Genomic DNA, 22,585 nt, shown 5'->3' with positions numbered 1-22,585 from the left:
CGTGTTCCGGCGGGCTGTGGAGAAGGCGAAGTGTTGACGCGGGGTCTGCATGCGCCGCAAGCACGCGACCGAGCCAGGCGGGTCCCAGCTGGGGAACCCGGTGCCGAGAGGCGACTTATGTCGCCATCGGTTTCGGAGGAAAAGCCATGGCCATTGATGCGTTCGCTGGCACCACGCCGGTGTTTCTCCCTGAGCAGTTCTTCGTCGGCCGCTTGGACGGATGGGCGGTGGTCGAAAGCCTCATCGGCGGGCTGTTGAAGCGGGCGACGATCACGGCGCATGGCGAGTTGGACGCGGACACCGACACTGTCGTCCTGACAGAAACCTACACCTTCGATGACGGCCACAGCGACACGCTGCGCTGGACGATCCACAAGCTGGGCGAGGGTCAATACACCGGCCATGAGAACCGACTGGAAGGCGAAGCCACCGGCGAGCAGGCCGGTTGTGCATTTCATTGGACCTACACGCGCGACACGCCCCAAGGCGATGGAAAGTCGTTCAAGCTGAACTTCGATGATTGGCTCTATGCGATCGACGACCGCGCCTGCATCGTGCGCGGCAGTGCAGGGCGCGCGGGCATTCCGTTCGCGACGGCGCATGTGACTTATCGGAAGCTTTAGTTAGGGCGACGCGGCTGCAGCCCTGCTCCCCTGCGCGCCCTTCTTTCTTGAACTTAACATTTTTGAATCGCGAAGGCACCGAAGCAAAGTACGGTGGGCGTTTCCCGGGAGGGATCTTCTGGCGCTGATTGGTCCAGAGCGGGGGCGGGGGCGTGAATTTCCAGGTTACGGTTTTGAAGATCCTGGTGAGCTATCCGGACGGCTTTGCCGTCATGGAAGACCTCAAGCGCGACATGGCCATCCTGGCGACCAGTGGCCGCGATTGGGCCGACCGGACGAGGCGTCTCGCCAGCCGGGTGCCGGACCTCGACATCTTTTCGCAAGGCCTGGTCGAGCGCATCAGCGGTGGCTGGAGACTCACCTCCAAGGGGCGAGACGTCTTGGAGTTCATGGAAGCCCGCCCGGCACCAAGCGAGCCAAGCCTCGCGTCCGTGGTCAATGAGACGTCCCCACCGGTGTTCGAGCGTGCTCCCGTTTCCCCGCTGCCGCAGCCAGCTGACCGTGCCAAGCGGCGGCGCGAGCGCCGAGAGCGCCGCCGCGAAGCCCTCGAACGGGCGAGGGCGAACGCGTCCTGAAGCGGGATTGAGGTCCGCACCGAACATCTCTGCTCGTGCCAAGACAACAGCAGCAGTTTTGGAATGCTCTCCAGTGCCACCACGCTACTTGACGAAATCGATACTCCGGCACTTCCAGTCATCGAGCGGAAATTCAAACGATAAGAAACCTCATTGGGCACGGCAGCCTTCACTCGCTTCGCTTCTAATGTGTGTCGCTGGCTCTCCTAGCTGAAGCTCGCCGCAACAGTCCGTCGTCGCTTCCGCTGCGCTCCAGCTATGCCGGACACCGCGCTTCGCCCTTCGGGCCTCTGCGTGGCTGTGCCACGCGCCGGTGATCGGCAGCTTTTGGTGGTGCAAGGCGGACGTTCGAACACGCAAGTTGCAGAGAGGTCCAAGAGCGGACCAAATCGCGCCGCTGCGCGCTTAATGGGCGTTTAACGCTTTTGCGCAACAGATGGATCACCAGCGCGGAATTAGTCCTAGTTACGAGTGCGAGCCGAGCTCCCAGGGAGGGGAATCGGATGGGACTGCTTTTTGTTGGAGTGCTGGCAGGAGTCCTGATCGGCTTTGGCTGGTTCGCGCCTTCCCGAGGGTATTTCCTTGGGTGTGCGTCACGACCCTGTTTCGACCGGGTTGCGGTCGCCCGATCCCCGCAGCCAACGCCGACGGCACTGGCGCCGGATCCCGTGATCGTCAAACCGAATTCTGCAACTCCGGGAAGGTCCGGCAAGAAATCATCACCAAAGAAGAGCGGATCGGTCGACCTCGCCAAAGCGGCGTCACTGCGGACGAGGACCAGCGTCCCAGCATCCGAACGGCCCGCGGAAGACTCAGATCCTGTCCTAGAAAAGGCGAAGGTCACCATCGCGACGAAGATGGAGGATCCAGGATCGGCCGAATTCACCGAAATGAAGCGCACGATGCGAAAGAACACGCTCGGACGCCCCGTGGATACGATTTGCGGGCGTGTGAAAGGAGGAAGCGCATCAGGGGGCGAGACCGCAGAGAGACCGTTTCTTTATCTCGTGAAGGAGGATGAAGCATATGTCGTCGACGGCAAGTCGGGGTCGGCGGCGTCAACGGCCTATAGAAATATCTGCAATTAGGGAATGCGTCGGCTGCGGCAGCGCGCGGTCCGCGCCGAAATGAATTTGAGCGGAAAGAATTTCCACCCAGGCGCCAGTTAAACCGCAGTGGACAAGGCACTGGCGGCGGCACTGCGCCGCTCTCGTGATGATCATTCAGGATGAATGCAGCAGCAGGGGACAAGCAATAGGGAATGGGAATATCGCGGAAGCTCTTTTTATCTCGAGGAAATCATGGACGACATAACCAACTCCTCAAAGCGGCTCGATGGGTCACTTCACTTGCCGGTTCTGGTGCTCGTCGAACCGCTCCTGTTGCCTCGCACATGTATTCTGAACGTCCTCAGGCGGGAATTGGCGGAATTCGAGATCCTAGACATGGCAACGGTCGAAAGCCTGGACTGCACATCAACCCGCGATGTTCGTCTGGTGGTGCTGAGTATCGCAGACAAGCCCATCGACGATCCCTCGGTTGAGGGAAGTCTCGCCTTCGTTGCGGAGTGTTGTCCCAACGCCGCCGTTGCAATTCTGTCAAACCATGACGACGAGCCGACCGTGCAGGCCGCGATGCAGCGGGGTGTGCGCGGCTTTCTTTCTACCTCGCTGCCGATCGAGATTGCCATAGCTGGCCTGCGCCTTGTCCTTGTCGGCGGCGTCTACAGGCCGTTGCCCGTCGCCGGGATGAACAGGATACCGGATTTCGAGCCGCCAGATGCGCGCGGGCTTGCGCGCGCATCTCTTGTGAACGAGGGAGCCGGAGTGACTATCGAAAGGAGCGTGCCGGATCTCACGCCTCGTGAGCAACAGGTTCTGGCGGAATTGGCGCTCGGCCTGCCCAACAAGCTGATCGCCGCCAAATTGAACCTGTCGGAAAGCACAGTCAAAATGCACATCCAGCACATCATGAGGAAATGTGCTGCGCACAATCGGACGGAAGCCGTGCTGCGCTGGCGCGGCCGGTTGCCGTCGCAGGGGCACGACCCCGGCGCAGGTCCGATGCAGGAGACTTAGTCCTCTCTGAATGCATTACGGAAGCAGTCGAGCAGGGGCCTGAGCGCGTAGAGAGCCACGGTACCGCGCCCTGTCGTGATGAACACTTGAACCGGCATGCCGGGGACGATCTGGATGTCGTTTGCGACGATCTGCGCGTCATCGATCCGGATTTTGGTCGCGTAGTATGGCTGGTCCGTGCGCTTGTCGAGGAGCCGGTCTGCGGACACGTGCACGACAGTTCCGATCAGGCGAGGCACGCGACGCTGATTGTACGGTACGAGGTGAACCTCGGCATTGAGGCCGGGATGAACCACATCGATATCCTCGGGCCTCAGGCGCGCGGTCACGATGAGACGGTCTTGCCGGGGTACCAGGTCCATGAGCGGAGCGCCCGCTCCGATGACGCCGCCGGCTGTATGAATCCGCAAATCGGTTATCACGCCGTCCTCTGGCGCCTTGACCTCTGTTCGCGATAGCTGGTCCCTGGCCGCAAACAACCGCTCGCGGAGCTGGAATATCTGGTTCTGTGCTTCACGAAGCGACTGTGCGATCTCGTTCTGCCTCTCGCTCTCGAGCTTGAACAATGTGGCCTGCTGTTCGCTGATGACTTGCGCGGCGCGGGAAATCTGCGCGGCGATCTCGCCGCGGCGGCCCTCAACGTCGGCCAGTTCCCGCTGCAGGTTCAGAAGTCGCGGCCGCCGTTCGAGCCCCTTGTTGACGAGGGTCGTGACCATATCCAGTTCCTCCCGGACGATGCCGACCCGCTGCCCGGTGGCGCTCTCCTGTGCCGTGAGACCTTCGATCTCCTTTTCGACTTGACGCCTTCGTTCGCGAATGACCGCAAGCTGCGACTCGTGGACCTGCAGGCGCGCCTGGAAAATGAATTGCTGCGCCGACAGTGCAGCGGCGGCCACTCCGCTCTGCCTGCTGTCCTGTTCCAGCGCGTCCGGAATTGCGATCCTCTCGAATCTCTGCTGCTCGGTCTGAAGCCGAGCGGCACGAGCAGCTGCATCCCACAATTGGCCTTGAAGGCTCTGCACCTCCGAGCTCGCCCGGGTGTCCTCCAGCGCGATCAGCGTTTGGCCGCTGCGCACGATGTCGCCATCCGAAACCAGGATCTTGCTGACGATACCGCCTTCCAGATGCTGGATCGTCTTGCGACTCGATTCCGATTCCACGACGCCGGACGCGATCGCGGCGCTTTCGAGAGGCGCGAGGCTCGCCCATGTACCAAGCCCCAGCATGAAGCAGAGCACCAGCAGATTGCCCGCGACGGTGATAGCGCGAAGCCTTCCGCGTGGCGAGGTCGGCGTAGGCGTCGAGCACCATGGAAATTCCAGAGGCTCGAAATCGTCGATTGCGGTTACCACGACGCCAGATCGTCGGGTCGGCGTGGGGCGCGACGGCCCTCGTACGAACCGGTCCCAGATCATGGGAAGTCTGGCGACGGCAGGATGCTTCCAGATGGTGAGAGAATTCCAGATCATGGCGCAACCTGTGAAGTAACCTGGGGTCGGCTCAGGTGCCGTTCAAAGATGTCCTCGCTGTCGCCGAACGCGGCGACCGCACCGTCTTCCATGATGGCAATCTTGTCCGTGGCGGCGAGGAGACCCATCCTGTGAGTGACGACGACAAGGATGACGCCCGCGAGCTTCATGCGCTCGATGGCATCCAGGAGCATTCGCTCGCCCCCGTAGTCGAGGCTGGCGTTGGGTTCGTCGAGAACGATGAGGCGTGGACTGCCGAAAAATGCGCGGGCAAGACCGAGGCGCTGCCGATACCCGCGTGAGAAGATGGTTTCACTGTGAACCACCGTGTCGTAACCCTGCGGCAGGCGCATGATCGCCCCATGGATTCCGGCGAGCTTGGCCGCTTCGACGACCTTTTGCCGGTCCGCATCTTCAAGGCGTGCGATGATGTCGTTGATGGTGTCGCCGATCAGATTGATGTCCTGGGGGAGATATCCGAGGCCGTCGCCGTTTCGGGTCTCGCGGAGCAGCGAGACGTCGGTATTGTCGAGGAGAACACGGCCATGCGTCGGCATCGACAGCCCCGCGATCACTTGGCCGAGCAAGGACTTGCCTGACCCGGACGGACCGATAATGCCAAGGCATTCTCCGGGCATGAGGCTGAAGGAGACGCCGTTCAGCAGAAGATGATCGGTCCCGGCAAGCCACACGCCCACATTGTCGACGACGAGGCCAGTTCGTGCCAGCGGCGGGAAAACCCCCGCGCTCTCCTGCCGGGTGACGGGGAATGCGGCGAGAAGCGCGCCGAGCCGCTGACAGGCGCTCACGGCCGTCACGAGTGATTTCCAGCCTGCGACCGCACTTTCGACCGGTGCGAGCGCCCGGCTGAACATCAGCGTAGAAGCAAAGATGATTGCCGGACTTTTGCCGGGATCGAGGACGAGCCACGCGGCAGCCCCCATGATCAAGACCTGCGACAGCGCGCGAACGGGCTTGGTGACCAGAGAAACGATCTCGCCTCGCCGGAGCGCCACATCGTGCTCTCTACGCGCGTGCTGCGCGTCACGGTGGATCATGCGCGCGGCGCTATCGAACATTCCCATGGCGCGGATCATGTGGATGTTGCCCGCGGCAGTCTGAAGGCGACCGTAGCTTCTGGAAAGCGCGGCGCTGGACCTGAGCAAAACGTCTTCCGTGACCAGCTCTCCGGCGACCGTGAGTGCGAACAGGAAGGCGACGCAGCAGGCGCCCACCACGCCAAGCAGGGGATGGATCAGAACGAGGACAAGGAGGAACAAGGGCGCCCAGAGCGCGTCGAACAGCATCGTACATGAGCCGGACTCGACGAACTGGCGCAGCACGGTGAGGTCCCGATATGCGCCCGACGCTTGCGTCCAATCGCTGCGAAACGCCGATTCGAGGCCGGCCGAAAGCACGCAGGGACGAAGGCGATCGTCGAGCCAGGCGCCGAGGCGTCCAAGGACGGCGCGCCGCAATGCATCGAACACGCCGCCGACGACCACTGTGATCGCGACGATGAGCGTGAGCAGGAGCAACGTGTCGCCGCTCCGGCTCGACAACACCCGGTCGTAGATCTGAAGAAGATAGATGGAGGGCGCAAACAGTAGCAGATTGTAACTGCAGCTATATGCGAATACGAGACCTAGCGGTCCCACGCAGGACCGGAGGGCTGTGTGCAGTGGCGTCCGGATCTGCGGCAGGATGGGCAACCGAATGGGCGGCATCAGCATGATCGTCACCGCCTGAAATCGAGGTCCGGCGCACTTGAGGTCAACGCAATCCGGCAACCGCATCGGTAGATCTTTGGCGCGAAATCCGGGACCGGCGGCCGCGGCAGCCGGTCCCGCCAGTCGGACGAGCGGCTCGTCAGAGCGTGTCGAGATGGAAGGTCACTCCGCCACCCCATGCGAAGTTGCCGTCTCCGCCATCGCCGCCGATGCCGGCGACAACTTCCTGGTGCTGGTCCACCGCGAGCTTGTTGATCTGGGTGGCATCCGTATTGGCGTAGACCTTGGAAGTATCGTAGCCGCTGTAGGACTTCTGGCTGCCGTTCGACTCGGCGTCTCCGCCATGAGCCTTGGAGAACACCGAGGCCTTGGCGTTGGCGCCGCCGGCATCCCAATCCGCCGTCTGCTTGACGTGATCGCCGGTGCTCACGTGCACGTCGGCGCCTTCCGCCTTGTTGGTCGGATCGTAGTTGACAGTCGGCTTGCTGATGATGGCTCCCTTGAAAGTACCGTCGCCGCCATTTCCGGCACTTTGACCACCGGTGTCGATCGATTTGACCTTGATCGTATCCGAGATGTTGATTGCCTTTGGCATCATTTGAGGCCTCCGTCGTTTTGTTGGCTGTCGTGCAACATCCATCCCGATCAGGCGGACGCGCACGGCAAGTCTGATCCGCCCGTGCGCGAGAGCGATAGATGTCAAATCGAACATCATCCGGTTTGGTGGGCCTACCTACGAAAGTACGACATTTCGTCAGGGGAGGGCGCCTCTGCGCGGGATTTGCATGCGGCGAGTGGCGAGGCCGCGTGCCGCGATGCGATCGGCCATGTGAGCGATGCGACGTTTCGCTACGCCACCAGGTGAAGATCCGACAGGAGATGCGCGGCATCGCCACCTGGCGCGAGGTTGCCGTAGCCGCCGTCTCCGCCAACGCCGGCGATCTGGGTCGCACTCTGGTCGATGTGCACGTTGTTGACCTGATCGGCCACGGCCGTCGAATGTGGACCTGCGATTGCTATGTTGATGGGTGCATAGATCGCGACGCTGACGTCGATCAGACTGCCCGCAAAATAACCGTTGCCGCCATTGCCTGCGCTGTTCGAACCGGTCGCGATCGTATCGGACCCGCCCCACAGACTATGGGAGAGAGGGCTTGCATGGCCGCCCGCTGCGGCGTTGTCGTTGCCGCCGTGCCCGCCAATGCCAGCGATCTGAACCGCGGATTGATCCACGGAGACATCATTTATCTGGACCGCGTAAGCACTGGAGCCATAGCCCGCGATTGCGATGTTGATCGGGTTGTACACGACAAACGAGGTATGGACGAGTTCCCCGTAGAACATGCCGTCACCGCCATTGCCGGCCTGGTTTCCGCCCGTTTGAACGTCAAAGACGCTCGATCCCCAGCTGGGGTCGAGCGTGATGACGCTGCCGCCGGCGGCCACATTGCCATGTCCGCCACTTCCGCCGACGCCCGCGATCTGCGTGGCCGATTGGTCGATGTCGACCGTGTTCGACTGACTTGCATGTGCAGTGCCGCCCGAACTCGCCAACGCGATATTGATCGGATGATAGATCACCACGGGAGCGTCCACGATCGCGCCCGAGAAATGGCCGCTGCCGCCGTTTCCGGCGCTGTTGTCGCCACTCGCAATCACGCCGGAGCCTGAAAACGTACCGATGCTCCCACCCGCTGCAATGTTGTCATTGCCGCCATGGCCGCCGACGCCGGCCATTTGAAAAGCGGATTGATCGACATGCAAATCGTTGGACTGGTTGGCCAGGGCGACCGAGCCGTATCCCACGCTGATCGAAATGTTGATCGGTTCGTAGATCAACAGGGACGCGTGAATGATACCTCCGTAAAAATGGCCATCCCCGCCGTTCCCTGCCGTGTTCGCCCCACTCTCGACCGAAGCAATGCCCTTCTCGGCAAAGGATGCGCCGGCAGCAGGCTTCGTGGACGAAACATCCAGGCCTGGTGCAGCGTGGTTGCCGGCATGGCTGCCCATCTCGCCCCCCGATGGGGGATGTTTGGATTGAACCGGGTCGGAGTCTTTATGCTGGATATTCGCGCTCGCGGCGTATGCTCCAGGACCGGCAAACGGGCCGGGACGATGGACCAAGGCGCCACCGCCGACCGCGTCAGCCATGAACGGAGCTCTGGGTGCAGGGCCCAATTCGCCCGCGCCATCGTACCCATCGTGGTGATGAGAGGCGTGATGCAGCCGGATTGCATCCGACATCCGCGTAAAATCCATCGTAGCCTCCCTCATCGCGATCGCTCCGCGCGATCGGACGGGTTCTGCACTCCGGAGAGAATGTCGTCCCGGGAAGGTCGAATGCCCAGCCGTCAGTTCGGATATAGCGCTCGTCTGGCAGCCGCAACATCGGCTACATCCGTTCGGGTGCGGTTACAGCCTTGCATCAATTCCCCCGGTCCCCGCACTCATCTCGCCTGCGGCCAAAATGAATCCGGCGCATTGCCGGATTTGAACCGTATTGCGACCTGGGTCGCGGCCAAACTGTGCCCCAAAAAAATCGTGGGTTTTGTAAGTGCTGCGCCTGATTTCACTGGTGGGCCCGGCAGGACTCGAACCTGCAACCAGACCGTTATGAGCGGCCGGCTCTTATAGGGTTTAAAAAGATCAACAAAAAATTACTTAAGTTTTTGCATTTTCGTAATAGAAAGCCAATCGTCGCTGTTCGTTTGCATTCGTGCATTTGCATTTCAAATCTTCATCCCTCTTCTCGCTTGTGTCCTTAGTGCACGCCTAGGCAGTCATGAGGTCCGTGACGGACGTATCGAGAAAGCCGAACTGTGGCTGACCAAGGCAATGAAGATCTAGGGTATGTACTCATTAAGCGGCAGGCCGACTCATGTCCGGTCAACCCCCAACTGCGGCCGAAGGGCGGAGATTCCCCAAGGTCGCAAATGGGCCAGGAGGCAACATCGAGACGGCGCATTATCGCGTTCGGTCTTGTCCTTCACGCCAACCTCAAATTGGCTTGCGCGGATGGCGGCTCGGGGCCAGAAGCGATCAATCGAGCATTTGCTGTGATTGTTCTGAGGACAGAGAGCGGCCAAGCTGCTTTAGGTGGAGGAGAGGTATGTTGGCCGCCTTTTTTGGCTTCTGGGCAACGCACCGTCAATCAAGGGCAGCCGCGCGCCATCGAGAGATCGCGCCATTATCCAGTCGCAAAAGGGGAACGGTGATGCTGGTGCCGAAAACATCGAGAGGCTGATCCTCCCAGCCATGGATTCCGTCATTTGCAATCTCGGCCAGTATTCTGGCCGAGCGTTCCGGGACAGTCGCAAGATCGGCAGCAGCAGTTGGCGCGGCTGCAATCTGCTCGGTCACCAACTTCAGCAGCGGCAGGTTCATCGCAGCCCGTCCACCGATCGCCTCCCACGCCGAAACGGAACCGAAAGACGAACGGGAAAGGACGCCGGATGCCCATCTCACCTCGTGCGCTCGAACTCCGAATGCCGTCTGTATGGCCGCGTCTTTCTCGCTGGTTCCCAGGCGTTCGAAGCCTTCGAGTTGCCGAACGGCTGTGCGCGTGTTGGTTTCGAGTTGGCGCGTCATGCGGGCTCCATCAGCAGGGATTGCCGCCTTTGCCTGGATCTGGAGGGCGGAATTGGTTGCCTGGGAGAAGGCCAGCAGGTCGATCTCTCCATCGCGCCAGTGAACGTTGGTGCGAGTCTGGATACCCGGCACTCGGTCAATCAGCTGCTTTGCATGCACAAGCAGCGAAGGTTCAAGCTCTGCCGAGACAAGATCGTCAAAGCGACGCCGGTCGAGCTTGTTGAGTGCGTAGAGTATGTTGCGCTCGGAGGTCATCTGGTGCATTGCGCGTGGCGATATCAAAACGCAATCATCATAGGCCTTGAGCGGTGCAAGGTAGCCTTCTCCTGAGATACCATGCTCCGCGAACGGGTCCTCTTCGAAATATCTTAGAATCTCTGCCACTCGATCGGCTGGCAGCTCGGCTAGCTGCTGAATCATTCCGTGCACGAAATCGCGGCGCAGCAGGGGCGCCAGCCACTCTAAACACTCGTTGCCGTAGCGGTCCTGCTCCTTGCCTTTGGTGCCCATCGCATGCGCTTCGGCGGCATTTGCCATGCCGAGGCACCAAGAGCCAAAGGCCATCATCGCCGCACGCAACCGGACGAATTCGTCATGCCGGAAGCCGAGCACGCGTTCATAGGCATGGGCGCCGAGGAAGGCGTCCTCACGAACATTTTCTAGGTGGAAGGCGTAAGCCTGCCGAAGCACTGCATGGAGGTCAGCCGCATCGATGTGTGGCCAAGTCTCAACCATTCGCAGAAGCGGGGGCGGATCGTATTTGAAATGATCGGCCAAGGCGGTCAGTGCCAACTCGCTAACGATGACGTCGAGCGCTTCGAAACGTGCCGCCGCCTCGTTGGAGTAGCGCAGGTGAAAGCCGGTGGGGGTGCGATCGACTGTCAAGGCCTTCTTGTGAACGAAGGGCATCAGTTCGCAGAAGTGGGAATAGAGTAGTGCCTGCGTGATTTCGCGCTGCGTATCGAGCGTCACCACGCTCAGGGCGTTGGAGATGTCTGCCCCGATATCCCGGGTGCATTGCCGCAGAAAAGGATGCCAATAGGAATAGCGGGCTAGCATGGTGCCGCCCTTGTCCGGATAGGGCTTGCGGTGATTGCGGAACCGCCCGCCGCTGAATTCCGCATCCGCTCCGAGCAGCGCGGCCGAATAGACTGAACGGTAGGGGAGTTTCCAAAGCGACAAACACCGCATCCGCTCGTCGGCCTGCTTCTCGAATGCACTCAACTCGTCATAGCTATCAGACATGGGCAAGCAGGTCATAGATCAAGTGACATCGGGCCGGCTCAATTAAGCTGGCTGTGGAGCCTATCAACATTATGTCGACCAGACGCGCTGCGGGCCCGGGAGCGCGTTAGCACAACATCGGCTTCTGAGCGAAGGCAAAAAACTGCTCGTATCGCCGAGATTGGTAAGCCGACATCTTTATGAGGAATGGAAACGGCGCCACGTAATGTCGTTGCACTCAACGACGCCAGACGTCTTACATCAACCCGATCTTCTCGAAGAATGCCTTGTTGCGGATTTTGGCTGAATCCAACACGTCCTTGAAGGACGATATCTCTATGAAGATGTTGAAGGCATCGTCCCAGCGATACCATGTGCCAGATCCCACCTTCTGATGAAATGGCCCCAGAGCTTTCATAACGGCCCGCAGCGTATCACACGGCGTCAGCCCTAATCTCAACCTGTTTTAGAATTTTGCTGGGGGTTGTGTTAAGAGCGGCAGCCAGCTTGAAAAGCATGAAAATGGTCGGCGACTTAAGGCCCCTCTCAATCTGACTGACATACGTCCGATGGATCGCGGCCCGTTCGGCCAGCTCCTCCTGTGAGATTTGAGCGGCCTGTCTCAGATCAGCAATGGTTTTGCCAAAGGCGATGTTCGGACTATTCACGCCTCCATAGTCTTGGCTTGAATACTAAAGTGCTACAGACTATAGTATTCAGTGCTCCTTCCAGTCGATCCGATCACAGACCTGCTGGAGAATTTTGTTTGGATCCCTCAGCGAGAGACTTTTCAGAAGACACGCCGCTGAGGTTGGACGTCGCGGTGAAGGCCGCCTTTCCCGCCGGTGGAATTACCGTCGCGGGTCTTAGAAAAGAGATTGCCAAGGGGCGGTTGGAGGTCGAGCTTATCGCTGGCAAGCTATTCACTACGCTCGCTGCAATAGCTCGGATGAGAGAGCGCTGCCGCGTCGTTCCGAAGCACTTGCAGTCAGAAGATCGGGAAGAAACACGGAGCCGCTTGAAGCTGAGCGATGGCCAAATTGCGCAAGCTCAATTGCGGGCCCTCCTTACAGGTCGGACCGAGATATCGAAGACCACACGTCGGCGCCCAAGACCAGCAAAGTCGAGGAAATAACCCGCTGTGATCCGCTCCAGACGGCGAACGATCTGCGAACTAATCATTGCACCAATCGTTGCACCGGATTTTTGGGAACTCGCTAAGCCATTGATTTCAATGGTGGGCCCGGCAGGACTCGAACCTGCAACCAGACCGTTATGAGCGGCCGGCTCTAACCATTGAGCTACAGGCCCCGCCGCGAGGCGGCCGCAGGTAGCGCGACCGGCAACGGTGCGCGGTTCGTTTACAGGGCCTGAGGCGGGGGTGCAATGCTGACTCTGGTGGATGGGAACGCTGGCACGGCATCACGGATCCATTTTCGAATAACCGAAATTGGCGATGATGCCTGTATAACCCTGTTTTGCCCGACGAAGCAAACCGCCGTTTCGAAGTTTTTTCGATGCGGGCTGTAACCCATTGAAATCACTGGCCTGGTCTACTGTGCATGGGGTTGTTTTCGCAATTTTGTTTGAGAGGGCCTTTCGGCCCCCTTAAACGTGGTGCGGGCGAGCTCGGCGGCGGGGCCGCCGCCTAGTCCACCGAGACCCCGGCGAACTCGACCACCTTGCGCCACTTCTCGGTCTCGTCCGAGACCAGCTTGCCGAACTCGGCTGATGTCATCGGCTTGGGCAGGCCGCCGACTTCGGTGAGGCGCGCGACCAGCTTCGGGTCCTTCAGCGCTTCGCCGACGGCCTTGTTGAGGATCTCGATCACCTCGCCCGGCGTGCCCTTCGGCGCGGAGATGCCGTAGAAGCCGACCGATTCGAAGCCGGGCACGGTCTCGGCGATCGCGGGCACGTCGGGCACGCTCGGCCAGCGCTGCGGCGAGGTCACCCCGAGCGCCCGGACGTTGCCGCCCTTCACCTGCTCCATCGCCGAGGGCAGATTGTCGAAGATCAGCTGCACCTTGTTGGAGATGATGTCGGGGAAGGCGATGGCCGAGCCGCGATAGGGCACGTGCACCATGTCGCACTTCGTCATCACCTTGAACAGCTCGGCCGACATGTGCACCGAGGTGCCGTTGCCGGAGGAGGCATAGGAGATCTTCCCGGGATTGGCCTTGCAATAGTCGATGAACTCCTGGACCGTCTTCGGCGGAAACGCGTTGGAGACGACCAGCATGTTGGTGAGCTGCATGATGCTGGCCACCGGCACGGTGTCGCGCAAAAAGTCGAACGGCAGCTTTTTGTAGAGCGAGGTCGAGATCGCGTTGTTGGGCGCGACGAACAGCAGCGTGTAGCCGTCCGGCGGCGAATTGATCGCGGCCGCGGCGGCGATGTTGCCGCCCGAGCCGGTGCGGTTCTCGACGATGACTTGCTGGCCGAGCCGGTCCGACAGCCATTGCGCCATGATCCGCGCCACGATGTCGACCGGGCCGCCGGCGGCAAAGCCGATCAGCCAGTGCACGGGACGGTCGGGATAGCCGGCGGCTGCGGGAGGGGTGGCGCTGAAAAGACCCAAGAGGACTGCGAGCCCGAAAACACCGCACCGCAAAATTCGCAACATGACATCTCCCATTGTTCTATTGTCTTTGCGCGGCATGCTTTCACAGAATCAGGTCGCTGCCTACATCGCCGCAAGTCGGTGTTGACGCAGGTCCGCCAGGAGCGACCATGAGATTCGCGATGATCATTCTAGGTGCGGCGCTGCTCGCCAGCCCAGCCGCCGCCCAGACCGGAGGCACGGCCATTCCGACCACGACGATCAGCTTGGGTACGGCGACGCCCGGCGGCGGCTTCCCGCTCTATGGCAACGCCTTCGCGGAGGTGATGAACGCGGCCGATCCGCATCTCACCATCGCGCCGCGCAACACCAAGGGCAGCAACGAGAACATACCGCTTCTGGAGAAGGGCGAGCTCGATCTCGCGCTGGTCGCGGGCGAGCCGGCCTATGAAGCCTTCGCCGGCATCGGCCGTGCGCCTGTGCGCCTGAAGATCCTCACCGCGATCTATTCCAACCCCGGCATGTTCGTGGTGCGCGCCGACAGCCCCTACACGACGATTCGCGATCTCGTCGGTCAGCCCGTCGCGTTCGGTGCCAAGGGCTCCGGCCTGCCGATCCTGGCGCGCTATGTGCTCGATGGTCTCGGCCTGAAGCAGGACGAGGACTTCAAGGCTGTCTATCTCGACCGCGCCGGCGATGGCCCCGCGATGGTCGAGGACGGCCGCGTCGCTGCGCTCTGGGGCGCCGGCATCGGCTGGCCCGGCTTTGCCGCGGTCGCCGCGAGCGCATCGGGCGCGCGCTTCATCGCGCCAGTAGCGGACGAGATCGCGCGCATCCGCGCCAAGCATGCGTTCCTCAAGCCGCTGACCGTGCCGGCGGGCTCCTATCCGAAGCAGAACGAGCCGATCGCCTCGCTCGGCTCCTGGAGCTTCATTCTCACGCGCGAGGATCTGCCCGACGAGGTCGCCTATCGCCTCGCCAAGACGCTGCACGGCAATGAGGCGACGTTCTGCAAGAAGCTCGCCCAGGCCTGCGAGACCACGGCTGCAAACACGGTCGCGGCCGCGCCAAAGGCGGAGCTGATCCATCCGGGCGTGATGAAGTATTTTCGCGAGATCGGGGTGGTGAAGTAGCGAACTTTCGACAACGCGCTTTCTCCCTTCTCCCCTTGTGGGAGAAGGTGGCGCGAAGCGCCGGATGAGGGGTTCTCTCCCCTCGTGAAGTTGTTCGTGAGGATAGATACCCCTCACCCGGCTTCGCTTCGCGAATCCACCCTCTCCCACAAGGGGAGAGGGTGCACCGTCATCGCGGCTTCATATTAGCCAAACCTATTTCTTCACCATCGCACACGCCGGGTCGGGCGGCCCAAACGCCTTGTCGCCGGAGATGGTGGTGAGGATCTTGTAATAGTCCCACGGATATTTGCTCTCCTCCGGCGTCTTCACCTGCACCAGCCAGAGATCGTGCACCATCAGATTGTCCTCGCGAAGCTTGCCGTTGCGGGCAAAGAAATCCTCGATCGGCTTCTCGCGCATCTTGGCGGCCACTTTCAGCGGATCGTCGGTGCCGGTCTCCTTGATGGCGTTGAGATAGTGCATCACGCTGGAATAGACGCCGGCCTGCCACATCGTCGGCATCCTGTTCATCTTGGAGAAATAGCGCTTCGACCATTCGCGCGTCTTGTCATCCATGTCCCAGTAGAACGAGGTGGTCAGCAGCAGGCCTTGCGCCGCCTGCAGGCCGAGGCCGTGGATGTCGGTGATCAGCGCCAGCAGCGCCGCCATCTGCTGGCCGCCCTTGAACACGCCGAACTCCGCGCCGGTCTTGATCTCGTTCATGTTGTTGGGGGGACCGGCGGCAATGCCGATGATCTTGGCCTTGGAGGCCTGCGCCTGCAGCACGAAGGAGGAGAGATCGGGCGTTGCCAATGGCGGCCGCACCGAGCCCAGCACCTTGCCGCCATTGGCGGTGACGACGGCGGAAGCGTCGCGCTCCAGCGAATGGCCGAAGGCGTAGTCGTCGGTGATGAAGAACCAGCTGTCGCCGCCGCGCTTGACCACGGCGTCCGCAGTGCCGACCGCGAGCGCGCGGGTGTCGAACACCCATTGGATGGCGTAAGGCGAGCAGAACTTGCCGTGGAAATCCGCGGTCCCGGTGGAGTGGGTGATGAACAGCCGCTTCTTCTCGTTGGCGACGTTCTGCACCGCGAGGCCAACCGCGGAGACCGGCACGTCGACGATCAGATCGACCTGGTCGACGTCGTACCAGCGCCGCGCGATCGTGCCGCCGATGTCGGCCTTGAGCTGGTGGTCGCCGATCACGATGCTGATCGGCTTGCCGAGCACCTTGCCGCCGAAATCGTCGATCGCCATCTGCGCCGCAGTGACCGAGCCCTGGCCGGTCGGCGCCGAGGCCGGGCCGTTCATGTCGGTGAGAACGCCGATCTTGACGACGTCGTCGGAAACCTGCGCCCTGGCCGCGCCCGGCAGCAGCGCTGCCGCAAGTGCGGCCGCGACCGGCAGTCCAAATCTCGTTGGATACACGTTTCTCCTCCCCTGATCCGGCGCGTTGGCCGGTGTTGCTTGTTCCGGGTATGGCCCGGCTGAATTGGTTTCTTTTGCAACTATTAGGGGGCAGGCGTCAATGTCAGGCTGCGAAGCGGATCAGTCCTGCGGGCGAGGGATCGTAACCGGTCAGCTCTTCCGCGCGCTGGCGCAGCCGCCGCTCGTTCATGAAGCGGAGCAGGGCCTGCATGGCAGGGCGGAAATAGCTGCGCTGCCGCATCGCAAGGTCGAAATTCTCCCAGACCAGCGGCACGAAATCGAGGCCGGCCGAGCGCGCCGCGGCGCGCGTCGCGATGCCGCAATCGGCCTGGCCGGCGCGAACCAGCTCGGCAAGATCCGGGCCGGTCAAAGCCGGTGTCTCGATGCGGCGCAGGTCCCGCATCGAGGCGCCTGCGCGCTTCAGCAGCACGTCGAGCAGCATCTGCGCGCCCGTGCCCTGTTGCCGCGTCGCCATCCGGGCGCCGGCTGCGAGCACGTCGGTCAGGCTGTGCAGGTGCTGCGGATTGCCGTGTGGCAGCACGAGGCCTTCTTCGCGGCGGACGAACGCGACCAGCACCGCATCATGCAGGTCCGGCGTGGTCCGCAGCGCTTCCATACTGGCATCGCCGGCGAGACTGTCGGAGGCATCCAGGGCGTGGAAGTGCACCGCCGCGGCCATCACCTCGTTGCGCTGCAAGCGCTCGAGCCCGCGCGCGCTGCCCTCGCTCATCGATCCGAGCCCGGAGCCGGATTCGCGCAGGCTCCAATCCAAGAGCTCGTCCTGGCTGCCGCCGACGACCGGCGGCGGCTCGGCGATCAACATGCCGGCCGGACGTGCGAGGCCCGACAGGACCCAGAGATCGAGCTCGTGCCGTGGGAAGAGCCATTTCCCCGTCACCTTGCTGCAGGGGATCGCACCGGTGGTGACGAGTTCGTAGAGCTTGCGTTCGCCGAGCCGAAGGTAGTCGGCGGCTTCGCTGGTGGTCAGGAATTCCATCCTGCATTCCTATGCAAATTCTTGCTTCTTTTTGACGTCCGACGCAGGTGGAATTCTGCATTTCAGATTTTTGTCGCGGGAACCATGCCCGATCATCTCGCTGCTTTGCAACACATCCGCACGCGCGATTTTCGCTTTGGTGAACGATCCCAAGCGATCGTTCGCGCGCTACGTCTCGATGAAATTGCCGAAATTTCCCGACTGGCAGCGCAAAAACGCGTCACGAGTGCGGCGCAATCGATCATCATCATGATCGCGTCATAACCTGAGGGAACCCGCTCATGGGCCGCCTGTCCGTTGCACTTGCGCTCCTCTGCGGCCTTGCCGCAGGCATTGCGGCGTCATCCGCGGAGGAGCGCAGAATCGTCCTCGCTTCGACGACGGCGACGCAGGAGTCCGGGCTGCTCGACTATCTGCTGCCGATCTTCCGCGACAGGACCGGCATTGACGTCACCGTGATCGCGCGGCGCGCCGACGAGGTGCTCGATGGTGCGCGGAGGGGCGAGGTCGACGTCGTGCTGATGCACGCGCGGCCACAGGAGGAGAAGTTCGTTGCCGACGGCTTTGGCGTGAAGCGCTACGACGTGATGTACAGCGACTATGTGCTGATCGGGCCGAAGAGCGATCCCGCGGGCGTGAAGGGCAAGGACATCGCGACGGCGCTGAAGGCGATCGAAGCCAAGGGCGCGCCGTTCGTGACGCGCGGCGATCGCTCGGGCACCCACGCCGCGGAGCTCGCGCTTTGGATCGTGGCCGGCATCGATATCGCCGGCGCCAAGGGCGCCTGGTATCGCGAGGCCGGGCCCGGCATGGCCGCGGCGCTCGAGGCCGCGCGCGCCGCCAATGCTTACGAGCTGGCGGATCGCGGCAGCTGGATCGCCTTCAGGGATCGCGGCGATCTCGACATCGTCGTCGAAGGCGACCGGCGGCTGCTCAACCAATATGGCGTGATGCTGGTGAACCCTGCGAAGTTCCCGAACGTGAAGAAAGACCTCGCGCAGACTTTCGTCGACTGGCTGACGTCGCCGGAGGGACAGACGGCGATCGCCGGCTACAAGGTCGACGCGCAGCAACTGTTTTTCCCCAATTCGGACAGGTCGGGCGGCTGAAGCCGGCATCGCCGGCGGTTGCCAAACCGGACGATGCATGGTCCTCATGGCGCATGACCCAGCGCCTGCCGCCCTCGCTCACGCCGCTCGACACCGCGCTCGCCGCGCTGTTGCGGGGCGTTGATCCCGTTGCGCCGGTGGAGGTGCCGCTGGCGGAGGCGATCGGCTGCATCGCGGCTGGCGATCCGCTGCTCGCCGCCCATCCTTCGCGCGACATTGCGGCCGTAGACGGTTGGGCGCTATCGGCCAACGATCTCGTCGGCGCGTCCGCTTATTCGCCCGTGCCGCTGACAACGGCCCCTGCATGGGTCGAGGCCGGTGACACGATGCCGGCGGGATGCGACTGCGTGCTCGATGCCGACGCCGTGGAGATGTCGGGGCCGCTTGCCCAGGTGCTCGCAGAGGGGGCGCCGGGGCAGGGTGTCAGGCGCGCCGGCAGCGACATTGCCGCGCGCATGGCCGTGGGGGCTGCAGGCCATCCCGTCGGTGCGGCGGACCTGCTGCTCGCGCGCGTGTCGGGCGTGGAGAAACTCGCCGTGAGGCGGCCACGGCTGCGCATCGTCAATGTGCCGGGTGGAACAGTCGCGGCGCAGATGATTGCCGGGATCGCGCACACGGCGGGACTGGATGTGGAAGCGCGTCAAGCGCGTGCGCGCGATGAAGCGTCGATCGCCGATGCGCTCGATGCGTCGTCTTGCGATGTTGTGCTGACCATCGGCGGTAGCGGCGTCGGCCGCCAGGACGCTGCCATCGCGGCCCTCGCCCGGCGCGGCGAGGTGATGGCGCACGGCCTTGCGCTGCAGCCGGGACGCACGGCGGCGGTCGGACGGCTGGGACGGGTTCCCGTCATTGCCTTGCCCGGCTCACCCGATCATGCGCTTGCAGTCTGGCTTGCACTCGTGCTGCCGCTCGTCGAGCGTTTGTCGGCGCATCGGCCGCGCCGAAAAGTGTCGCTGCCGCTTGCGCGAAAAATCGCCTCCAGCGTCGGCCTGACGGAGATCGCTTTGCTGGCCGAGGAACATCGTGCCTGGATGCCGCTTGCCGTAGGCGAATGGCCGCTCCAGGCGGTCGCCCGTGCGGACGCATGGCTGCTGATTTCCGCCAGCGACGAGGGATTTGCGGCGGGTGCATCGATCGATGCCGATCTGATGCCGGCGTGATATGGGTTCTGGTATGACGATGATCCCGAAATCACCGGACCGCAGCGCGCTCGAGCAGGAGCAGTTCCTCAAGGTCCTGTCGCGCGAGGAGGCCTTGGCGCGCTTCGAGGCGGCCTTGTTCCCGCGTGCGCTTCAAACCGAAACGCGCAAGCTCGCGGCTGCGCTGGGCACTGCCCTCGCTGAAGACGTCACGGCGCCGATCGACGTGCCGCCGTTCGACCGCTCCAATGTCGACGGCTTCGCCGTGCGCTCCGCCGACCTTGCGGCGGCCGGCGAGGGCGCGCCGGTGCGCCTCGCGCTGAATGGCGAGACCATTCATTGCGGGACCGCGCCGATACTGCAGGTGGCGGCCGGAACCGCAACGGCGATCGCCACCGGAGGTCCGTTGCCGCGCGGCGCCGATGCCGTGGTCATGGTCGAGCACACCCAGCCGGCCGGCCAGGATGCGATCGATGTCCGTCGCGCCGTCTCGCCGGGGCTATTCGTCTCGTATGCCGGATCCGACATCGCGCGCGGCGAGGCTTTGCTGCGCGCCGGCACCATCATCGGCTCGCGCGAGATCGGCATGCTGGCGGCTTGCGGTGTCGCCGAGGTGAGTGTCGTGCACAGACCGCGGGTTGCCGTCATCTCCACCGGGGACGAGCTGGTTCAGCCCGGCCAGGTGCTCGGGCCCGCCGAGATCTACGATACCAACGGCGCCATCGTCGCGGCCGCGATCGACGAAAACGGTGGTGAGGCTGTCTTCCTGGGCGCCATTCCGGACGACGAAGTCAAGCTCGAAGCCGCCATGCGCGACGCGCTTGCGGATGCCGACATGCTGGTGCTGTCGGGCGGCACGTCGAAAGGCGCGGGCGACCTCTCTCATCGCATCATCGGCCGGCTCGGCGCGCCCGGCATCATCGCCCACGGCGTTGCGCTCAAGCCCGGCAAGCCGCTGTGCCTTGCGGTGTGCGACGGCAAGCCTGTCGTGATCCTGCCGGGCTTTCCAACCTCGGCGATGTTCACCTTCCACGACATGATCGTGCCGGTGCTGCGCAGGATGGCCGGACTGCCGCCGCGCTCCGATGCCAAGGTGAACGCGACCGTGCCGGTGCGCATCGCCTCCGAGCTCGGCCGCACCGAATTCGTCATGGTTTCGCTGGTCGAGGGCAGCGCGGGCCTCATCGCCTACCCCACCGGCAAAGGGTCCGGTGCGATCACGTCCTTTGCGCAGGCGGACGGCTTTCTGCGCATCGACGCACTTGCCGACCAGATGCCGGCCGGCACCGAAACCGAGGTGACGCTGTTCACGCCGCATGTGCGCGTGCCGGATCTCGTCATCGTCGGCAGCCATTGCACCGGCCTCGATCTCGTCACCGCACAGCTCGCGCATGCCAGCCTGACCGTGCGCTCGATCGCGGTCGGCAGCCTTGGAGGATTGGCGGCGGCAAAGCGCGGCGAATGCGATCTCGCGCCGATCCATCTGTTCGACGATCGCAGCGAGACCTACAACACGCCCTATCTCGTCGAAGGACTCGAGCTCGTCGCCGGCTGGCGGCGGATGCAGGGCATTGTCTTCCGTAAGGGCGACAAACGTTTCGAAGGCCTGAGCGCAAAGGAGGCTGTTGCGGCTGCGCTCGCCGACCCCACCTGCATCATGGTCAACCGCAACCAGGGCGCCGGCACGCGCATCCTGATCGATCGGCTGCTCGGCGGAGTCCGGCCGGAAGGCTATTGGAACCAGCCGCGTTCGCACAATGCGGTGGCGGCGGCCGTGGCGCAGCACCGCGCCGACTGGGGCATGACCATTGCGCCGGTCGCCCACGCCGTCGGCCTCGGTTTCATTCCGCTGGCCGAAGAGCATTACGATTTCGCGCTGGTGACCGCGCGCAAGGACCGGCCAGCCGTGCGGGCCTTTCTTGATGCGCTCGGCTCGAGCGCAGCGCGCGCCGCACTTGAGCGCGCCGGTTTCCGGCCTGCGTAGATATCAGCGAGGGCTACAGTTGCGACGCCTGGTCGGTGGCGCTGGCGGCCTGATCGGATTGCTCGCGCCTGCGCTTCCGTTCCTCGGCCTCGGCCAGCGCACGCTGCGCGGCGGCCGGCAACGGCTTCGGATCGGGCGGAACCTCGACGGTGTCAGGCTTGCTCAGCTGCTTCGTGCGATCGATCACATCCGAAACATCGAGCGCAAGATCGACGACATCGAAGACGACATCAAGGAGAGAGTCGGCCATGGTTCATCCCGGGGACAACGTACCGATCATTGGTCGTTCCCCAGCTCGGTCGGGTTCACGGCAGCTCAACGCAGCGGCTTAGGATGGTCATCCAGCGCCGCCAGCCGCTCGGCCTCGGCAATGTCCTCGACCGTGTTCGCATTGAAGAACGGATCGACCGGCTCGGTCGGCCAGGTCACTGTCGCGAGCGGATAGCGCGCGGTCCAGCGGTCGATCTTGCGGAGGTCTTCGACCACGAGCGCGTGGCGCAGCTCCTCACGCAAGGCGACACGCCACAGGCCGATCACCGGATGCGACTGCTCATCTGATGCAGCGACCGCGAGCTGTGCGTTCTCACGCGCGCGCGCCTCATGCAGGCGCGCCACGAGATCGCGTGGCAGGAACGGACAGTCGCCGGCGGCGCTGAGCACCCATTCGATCTCCGGCCGGTTCGCCGCGGTCCAGTCGAGCGCCGCGAGGATGCCGGCGAGGGGGCCGGGGAAGCCGGGCACGTCGTCGGCGACGACCTGCAAGCCGAACGCGGCAAAGCGGGCGGGATCGCCGTTGGCGTTGAGGATCAGCTCGCTACACTGGGGCGAGAGACGCGCGATCACGCGTTCCAGAATGGTGCGGCCACCGATGGTGCGCATCGGCTTGTCGCCGCCGCCCATGCGCCGCGCCAGCCCGCCGGCGAGCAGCACGCCAAGGGTCGGCGGAACACGCGCCGCGGACAT

At 63.1% G+C, this 22,585-nt stretch carries 20 protein-coding genes and 1 tRNA gene; 9 read left to right on the top strand and 12 right to left on the bottom strand.

Translation table 11 applies throughout. The features are described from left to right. The first annotated feature begins 146 nt into the window (after positions 1-146). From ACNJYD_RS33125 to ACNJYD_RS33110, 4 genes are all read left to right on the top strand, one after another. Positions 147-623 carry a DUF3833 family protein gene (locus ACNJYD_RS33125; RefSeq protein WP_212259234.1) on the top strand — a complete coding sequence of 159 codons (477 nt, stop codon included), beginning with the start codon at positions 147-149 and terminating at the stop codon, positions 621-623. A gap of 152 nt (positions 624-775) precedes the next feature. Next, positions 776-1,198 carry a hypothetical protein gene (locus ACNJYD_RS33120; protein WP_212259233.1) on the top strand — a complete coding sequence of 141 codons (423 nt, stop codon included), beginning with the start codon at positions 776-778 and terminating at the stop codon, positions 1,196-1,198. A gap of 503 nt (positions 1,199-1,701) precedes the next feature. Continuing rightward, positions 1,702-2,286: a hypothetical protein gene (locus tag ACNJYD_RS33115; RefSeq protein ID WP_246571837.1), complete on the top strand. Its 585-nt coding sequence runs from the start codon at positions 1,702-1,704 to the stop codon at positions 2,284-2,286. A 213-nt stretch (positions 2,287-2,499) separates the two neighbouring features. Next, positions 2,500-3,276, top strand: coding sequence for a helix-turn-helix transcriptional regulator (locus ACNJYD_RS33110; protein ID WP_212259232.1), 777 nt, complete (start codon positions 2,500-2,502; stop codon positions 3,274-3,276). Here the strand turns inward: ACNJYD_RS33110 and ACNJYD_RS33105 are convergent. The 8 genes from ACNJYD_RS33105 to ACNJYD_RS33070 all read right to left on the bottom strand — a co-directional run bounded on the left by ACNJYD_RS33105 (position 3,273) and on the right by ACNJYD_RS33070 (position 13,913). Continuing rightward, positions 3,273-4,628 carry an HlyD family type I secretion periplasmic adaptor subunit gene (locus ACNJYD_RS33105; protein ID WP_439364505.1) on the bottom strand — a complete coding sequence of 452 codons (1,356 nt, stop codon included), beginning with the start codon at positions 4,626-4,628 and terminating at the stop codon, positions 3,273-3,275. The two genes, ACNJYD_RS33110 and ACNJYD_RS33105, sit on opposite strands and share 4 nt — an antisense overlap. A gap of 113 nt (positions 4,629-4,741) precedes the next feature. Further along, the gene (locus tag ACNJYD_RS33100; protein WP_439364504.1) at positions 4,742-6,478 is read right to left on the bottom strand and encodes a type I secretion system permease/ATPase; all 1,737 of its coding nucleotides are present in this window, start codon (positions 6,476-6,478) and stop codon (positions 4,742-4,744) included. 136 nt (positions 6,479-6,614) lie between these two features. Beyond that, positions 6,615-7,073 carry a hypothetical protein gene (locus ACNJYD_RS33095; RefSeq protein WP_035705682.1) on the bottom strand — a complete coding sequence of 153 codons (459 nt, stop codon included), beginning with the start codon at positions 7,071-7,073 and terminating at the stop codon, positions 6,615-6,617. A 251-nt stretch (positions 7,074-7,324) separates the two neighbouring features. Further along, on the bottom strand, positions 7,325-8,629 hold the full coding sequence (locus tag ACNJYD_RS33090) for a hypothetical protein (protein WP_439364503.1): 1,305 nt from the start codon (positions 8,627-8,629) through the stop codon (positions 7,325-7,327). A gap of 996 nt (positions 8,630-9,625) precedes the next feature. After that, the gene (locus ACNJYD_RS33085) at positions 9,626-11,311 is read right to left on the bottom strand and encodes a hypothetical protein (RefSeq protein WP_439364502.1); all 1,686 of its coding nucleotides are present in this window, start codon (positions 11,309-11,311) and stop codon (positions 9,626-9,628) included. Between the two features lie 413 nt (positions 11,312-11,724). Further along, a complete protein-coding gene (locus ACNJYD_RS33080; RefSeq protein WP_439364501.1) occupies positions 11,725-11,958 on the bottom strand; it encodes a helix-turn-helix domain-containing protein in 234 nt (77 codons plus the stop codon). A gap of 567 nt (positions 11,959-12,525) precedes the next feature. Then, positions 12,526-12,601 (bottom strand) — tRNA-Ile (locus tag ACNJYD_RS33075). Positions 12,602-12,938: 337 nt separating this feature from the next. After that, positions 12,939-13,913 (bottom strand): Bug family tripartite tricarboxylate transporter substrate binding protein, encoded by a 975-nt coding sequence (locus ACNJYD_RS33070; RefSeq protein ID WP_439364500.1) that lies wholly within the window; start codon positions 13,911-13,913, stop codon positions 12,939-12,941. 107 nt (positions 13,914-14,020) lie between these two features. Between ACNJYD_RS33070 and ACNJYD_RS33065 the strand changes: the two genes are divergently transcribed. Further along, positions 14,021-14,983 (top strand): TAXI family TRAP transporter solute-binding subunit, encoded by a 963-nt coding sequence (locus ACNJYD_RS33065; protein WP_439364499.1) that lies wholly within the window; start codon positions 14,021-14,023, stop codon positions 14,981-14,983. 195 nt (positions 14,984-15,178) lie between these two features. On the opposite strand, the gene ACNJYD_RS33060 is transcribed toward ACNJYD_RS33065, so the two are convergent. Continuing rightward, positions 15,179-16,393 carry an ABC transporter substrate-binding protein gene (locus ACNJYD_RS33060; RefSeq protein ID WP_212259226.1) on the bottom strand — a complete coding sequence of 405 codons (1,215 nt, stop codon included), beginning with the start codon at positions 16,391-16,393 and terminating at the stop codon, positions 15,179-15,181. A gap of 103 nt (positions 16,394-16,496) precedes the next feature. Further along, entirely contained in the window at positions 16,497-17,390 is an 894-nt protein-coding gene (locus tag ACNJYD_RS33055; RefSeq protein ID WP_439364498.1) for a substrate-binding domain-containing protein, read from the bottom strand. 84 nt (positions 17,391-17,474) lie between these two features. Between ACNJYD_RS33055 and ACNJYD_RS33050 the strand changes: the two genes are divergently transcribed. The 4 genes from ACNJYD_RS33050 to ACNJYD_RS33035 are packed head-to-tail and all read left to right on the top strand — an operon-like array spanning position 17,475 to position 21,622. Next, entirely contained in the window at positions 17,475-17,654 is a 180-nt protein-coding gene (locus ACNJYD_RS33050; protein WP_212259224.1) for a hypothetical protein, read from the top strand. Between the two features lie 17 nt (positions 17,655-17,671). Then, positions 17,672-18,499, top strand: a complete 828-nt coding sequence (locus ACNJYD_RS33045) for a substrate-binding domain-containing protein (protein ID WP_212259223.1) — start codon at positions 17,672-17,674, stop codon at positions 18,497-18,499. Positions 18,500-18,552: 53 nt separating this feature from the next. After that, positions 18,553-19,659, top strand: a complete 1,107-nt coding sequence (locus ACNJYD_RS33040) for a molybdopterin-binding protein (RefSeq protein ID WP_439364497.1) — start codon at positions 18,553-18,555, stop codon at positions 19,657-19,659. A 13-nt stretch (positions 19,660-19,672) separates the two neighbouring features. Continuing rightward, positions 19,673-21,622 (top strand): molybdopterin biosynthesis protein, encoded by a 1,950-nt coding sequence (locus ACNJYD_RS33035; protein ID WP_439364496.1) that lies wholly within the window; start codon positions 19,673-19,675, stop codon positions 21,620-21,622. Positions 21,623-21,635: 13 nt separating this feature from the next. Here the strand turns inward: ACNJYD_RS33035 and ACNJYD_RS33030 are convergent, their stop codons facing one another. Further along, positions 21,636-21,872, bottom strand: a complete 237-nt coding sequence (locus ACNJYD_RS33030; protein ID WP_439364495.1) for a hypothetical protein — start codon at positions 21,870-21,872, stop codon at positions 21,636-21,638. A 65-nt stretch (positions 21,873-21,937) separates the two neighbouring features. Next, positions 21,938-22,585 (bottom strand): molybdenum cofactor guanylyltransferase MobA, encoded by a 648-nt coding sequence (gene mobA / locus ACNJYD_RS33025; protein WP_439367543.1) that lies wholly within the window; start codon positions 22,583-22,585, stop codon positions 21,938-21,940.

The sequence above is a fragment of the Bradyrhizobium sp. SPXBL-02 genome (genome assembly GCF_051853065.1).
Classification (GTDB): Bacteria; Pseudomonadota; Alphaproteobacteria; order Rhizobiales; family Xanthobacteraceae; genus Bradyrhizobium.
This window is presented reverse-complemented; position numbering and strand designations above follow the sequence as displayed.

Coding starts and splice junctions, on each gene's coding strand:
- ACNJYD_RS33100 (WP_439364504.1), bottom strand. CDS start 6,478: ATGCTGATGCCGCCCATTCGGTTGCCCATCCTGCCGCAGATCCGGACG.
- ACNJYD_RS33125 (WP_212259234.1), top strand. CDS start 147: ATGGCCATTGATGCGTTCGCTGGCACCACGCCGGTGTTTCTCCCTGAG.
- ACNJYD_RS33040 (WP_439364497.1), top strand. CDS start 18,553: ATGACCCAGCGCCTGCCGCCCTCGCTCACGCCGCTCGACACCGCGCTC.
- ACNJYD_RS33115 (WP_246571837.1), top strand. CDS start 1,702: ATGGGACTGCTTTTTGTTGGAGTGCTGGCAGGAGTCCTGATCGGCTTT.
- ACNJYD_RS33065 (WP_439364499.1), top strand. CDS start 14,021: ATGAGATTCGCGATGATCATTCTAGGTGCGGCGCTGCTCGCCAGCCCA.
- ACNJYD_RS33050 (WP_212259224.1), top strand. CDS start 17,475: ATGCCCGATCATCTCGCTGCTTTGCAACACATCCGCACGCGCGATTTT.
- ACNJYD_RS33110 (WP_212259232.1), top strand. CDS start 2,500: ATGGACGACATAACCAACTCCTCAAAGCGGCTCGATGGGTCACTTCAC.
- ACNJYD_RS33095 (WP_035705682.1), bottom strand. CDS start 7,073: ATGATGCCAAAGGCAATCAACATCTCGGATACGATCAAGGTCAAATCG.
- ACNJYD_RS33090 (WP_439364503.1), bottom strand. CDS start 8,629: ATGGCTGACGCGGTCGGCGGTGGCGCCTTGGTCCATCGTCCCGGCCCG.
- ACNJYD_RS33070 (WP_439364500.1), bottom strand. CDS start 13,913: ATGTTGCGAATTTTGCGGTGCGGTGTTTTCGGGCTCGCAGTCCTCTTG.
- ACNJYD_RS33035 (WP_439364496.1), top strand. CDS start 19,673: ATGACGATGATCCCGAAATCACCGGACCGCAGCGCGCTCGAGCAGGAG.
- ACNJYD_RS33045 (WP_212259223.1), top strand. CDS start 17,672: ATGGGCCGCCTGTCCGTTGCACTTGCGCTCCTCTGCGGCCTTGCCGCA.
- mobA (WP_439367543.1), bottom strand. CDS start 22,585: ATGTCCGCGGCGCGTGTTCCGCCGACCCTTGGCGTGCTGCTCGCCGGC.
- ACNJYD_RS33085 (WP_439364502.1), bottom strand. CDS start 11,311: ATGTCTGATAGCTATGACGAGTTGAGTGCATTCGAGAAGCAGGCCGAC.
- ACNJYD_RS33030 (WP_439364495.1), bottom strand. CDS start 21,872: ATGGCCGACTCTCTCCTTGATGTCGTCTTCGATGTCGTCGATCTTGCG.
- ACNJYD_RS33055 (WP_439364498.1), bottom strand. CDS start 17,390: ATGGAATTCCTGACCACCAGCGAAGCCGCCGACTACCTTCGGCTCGGC.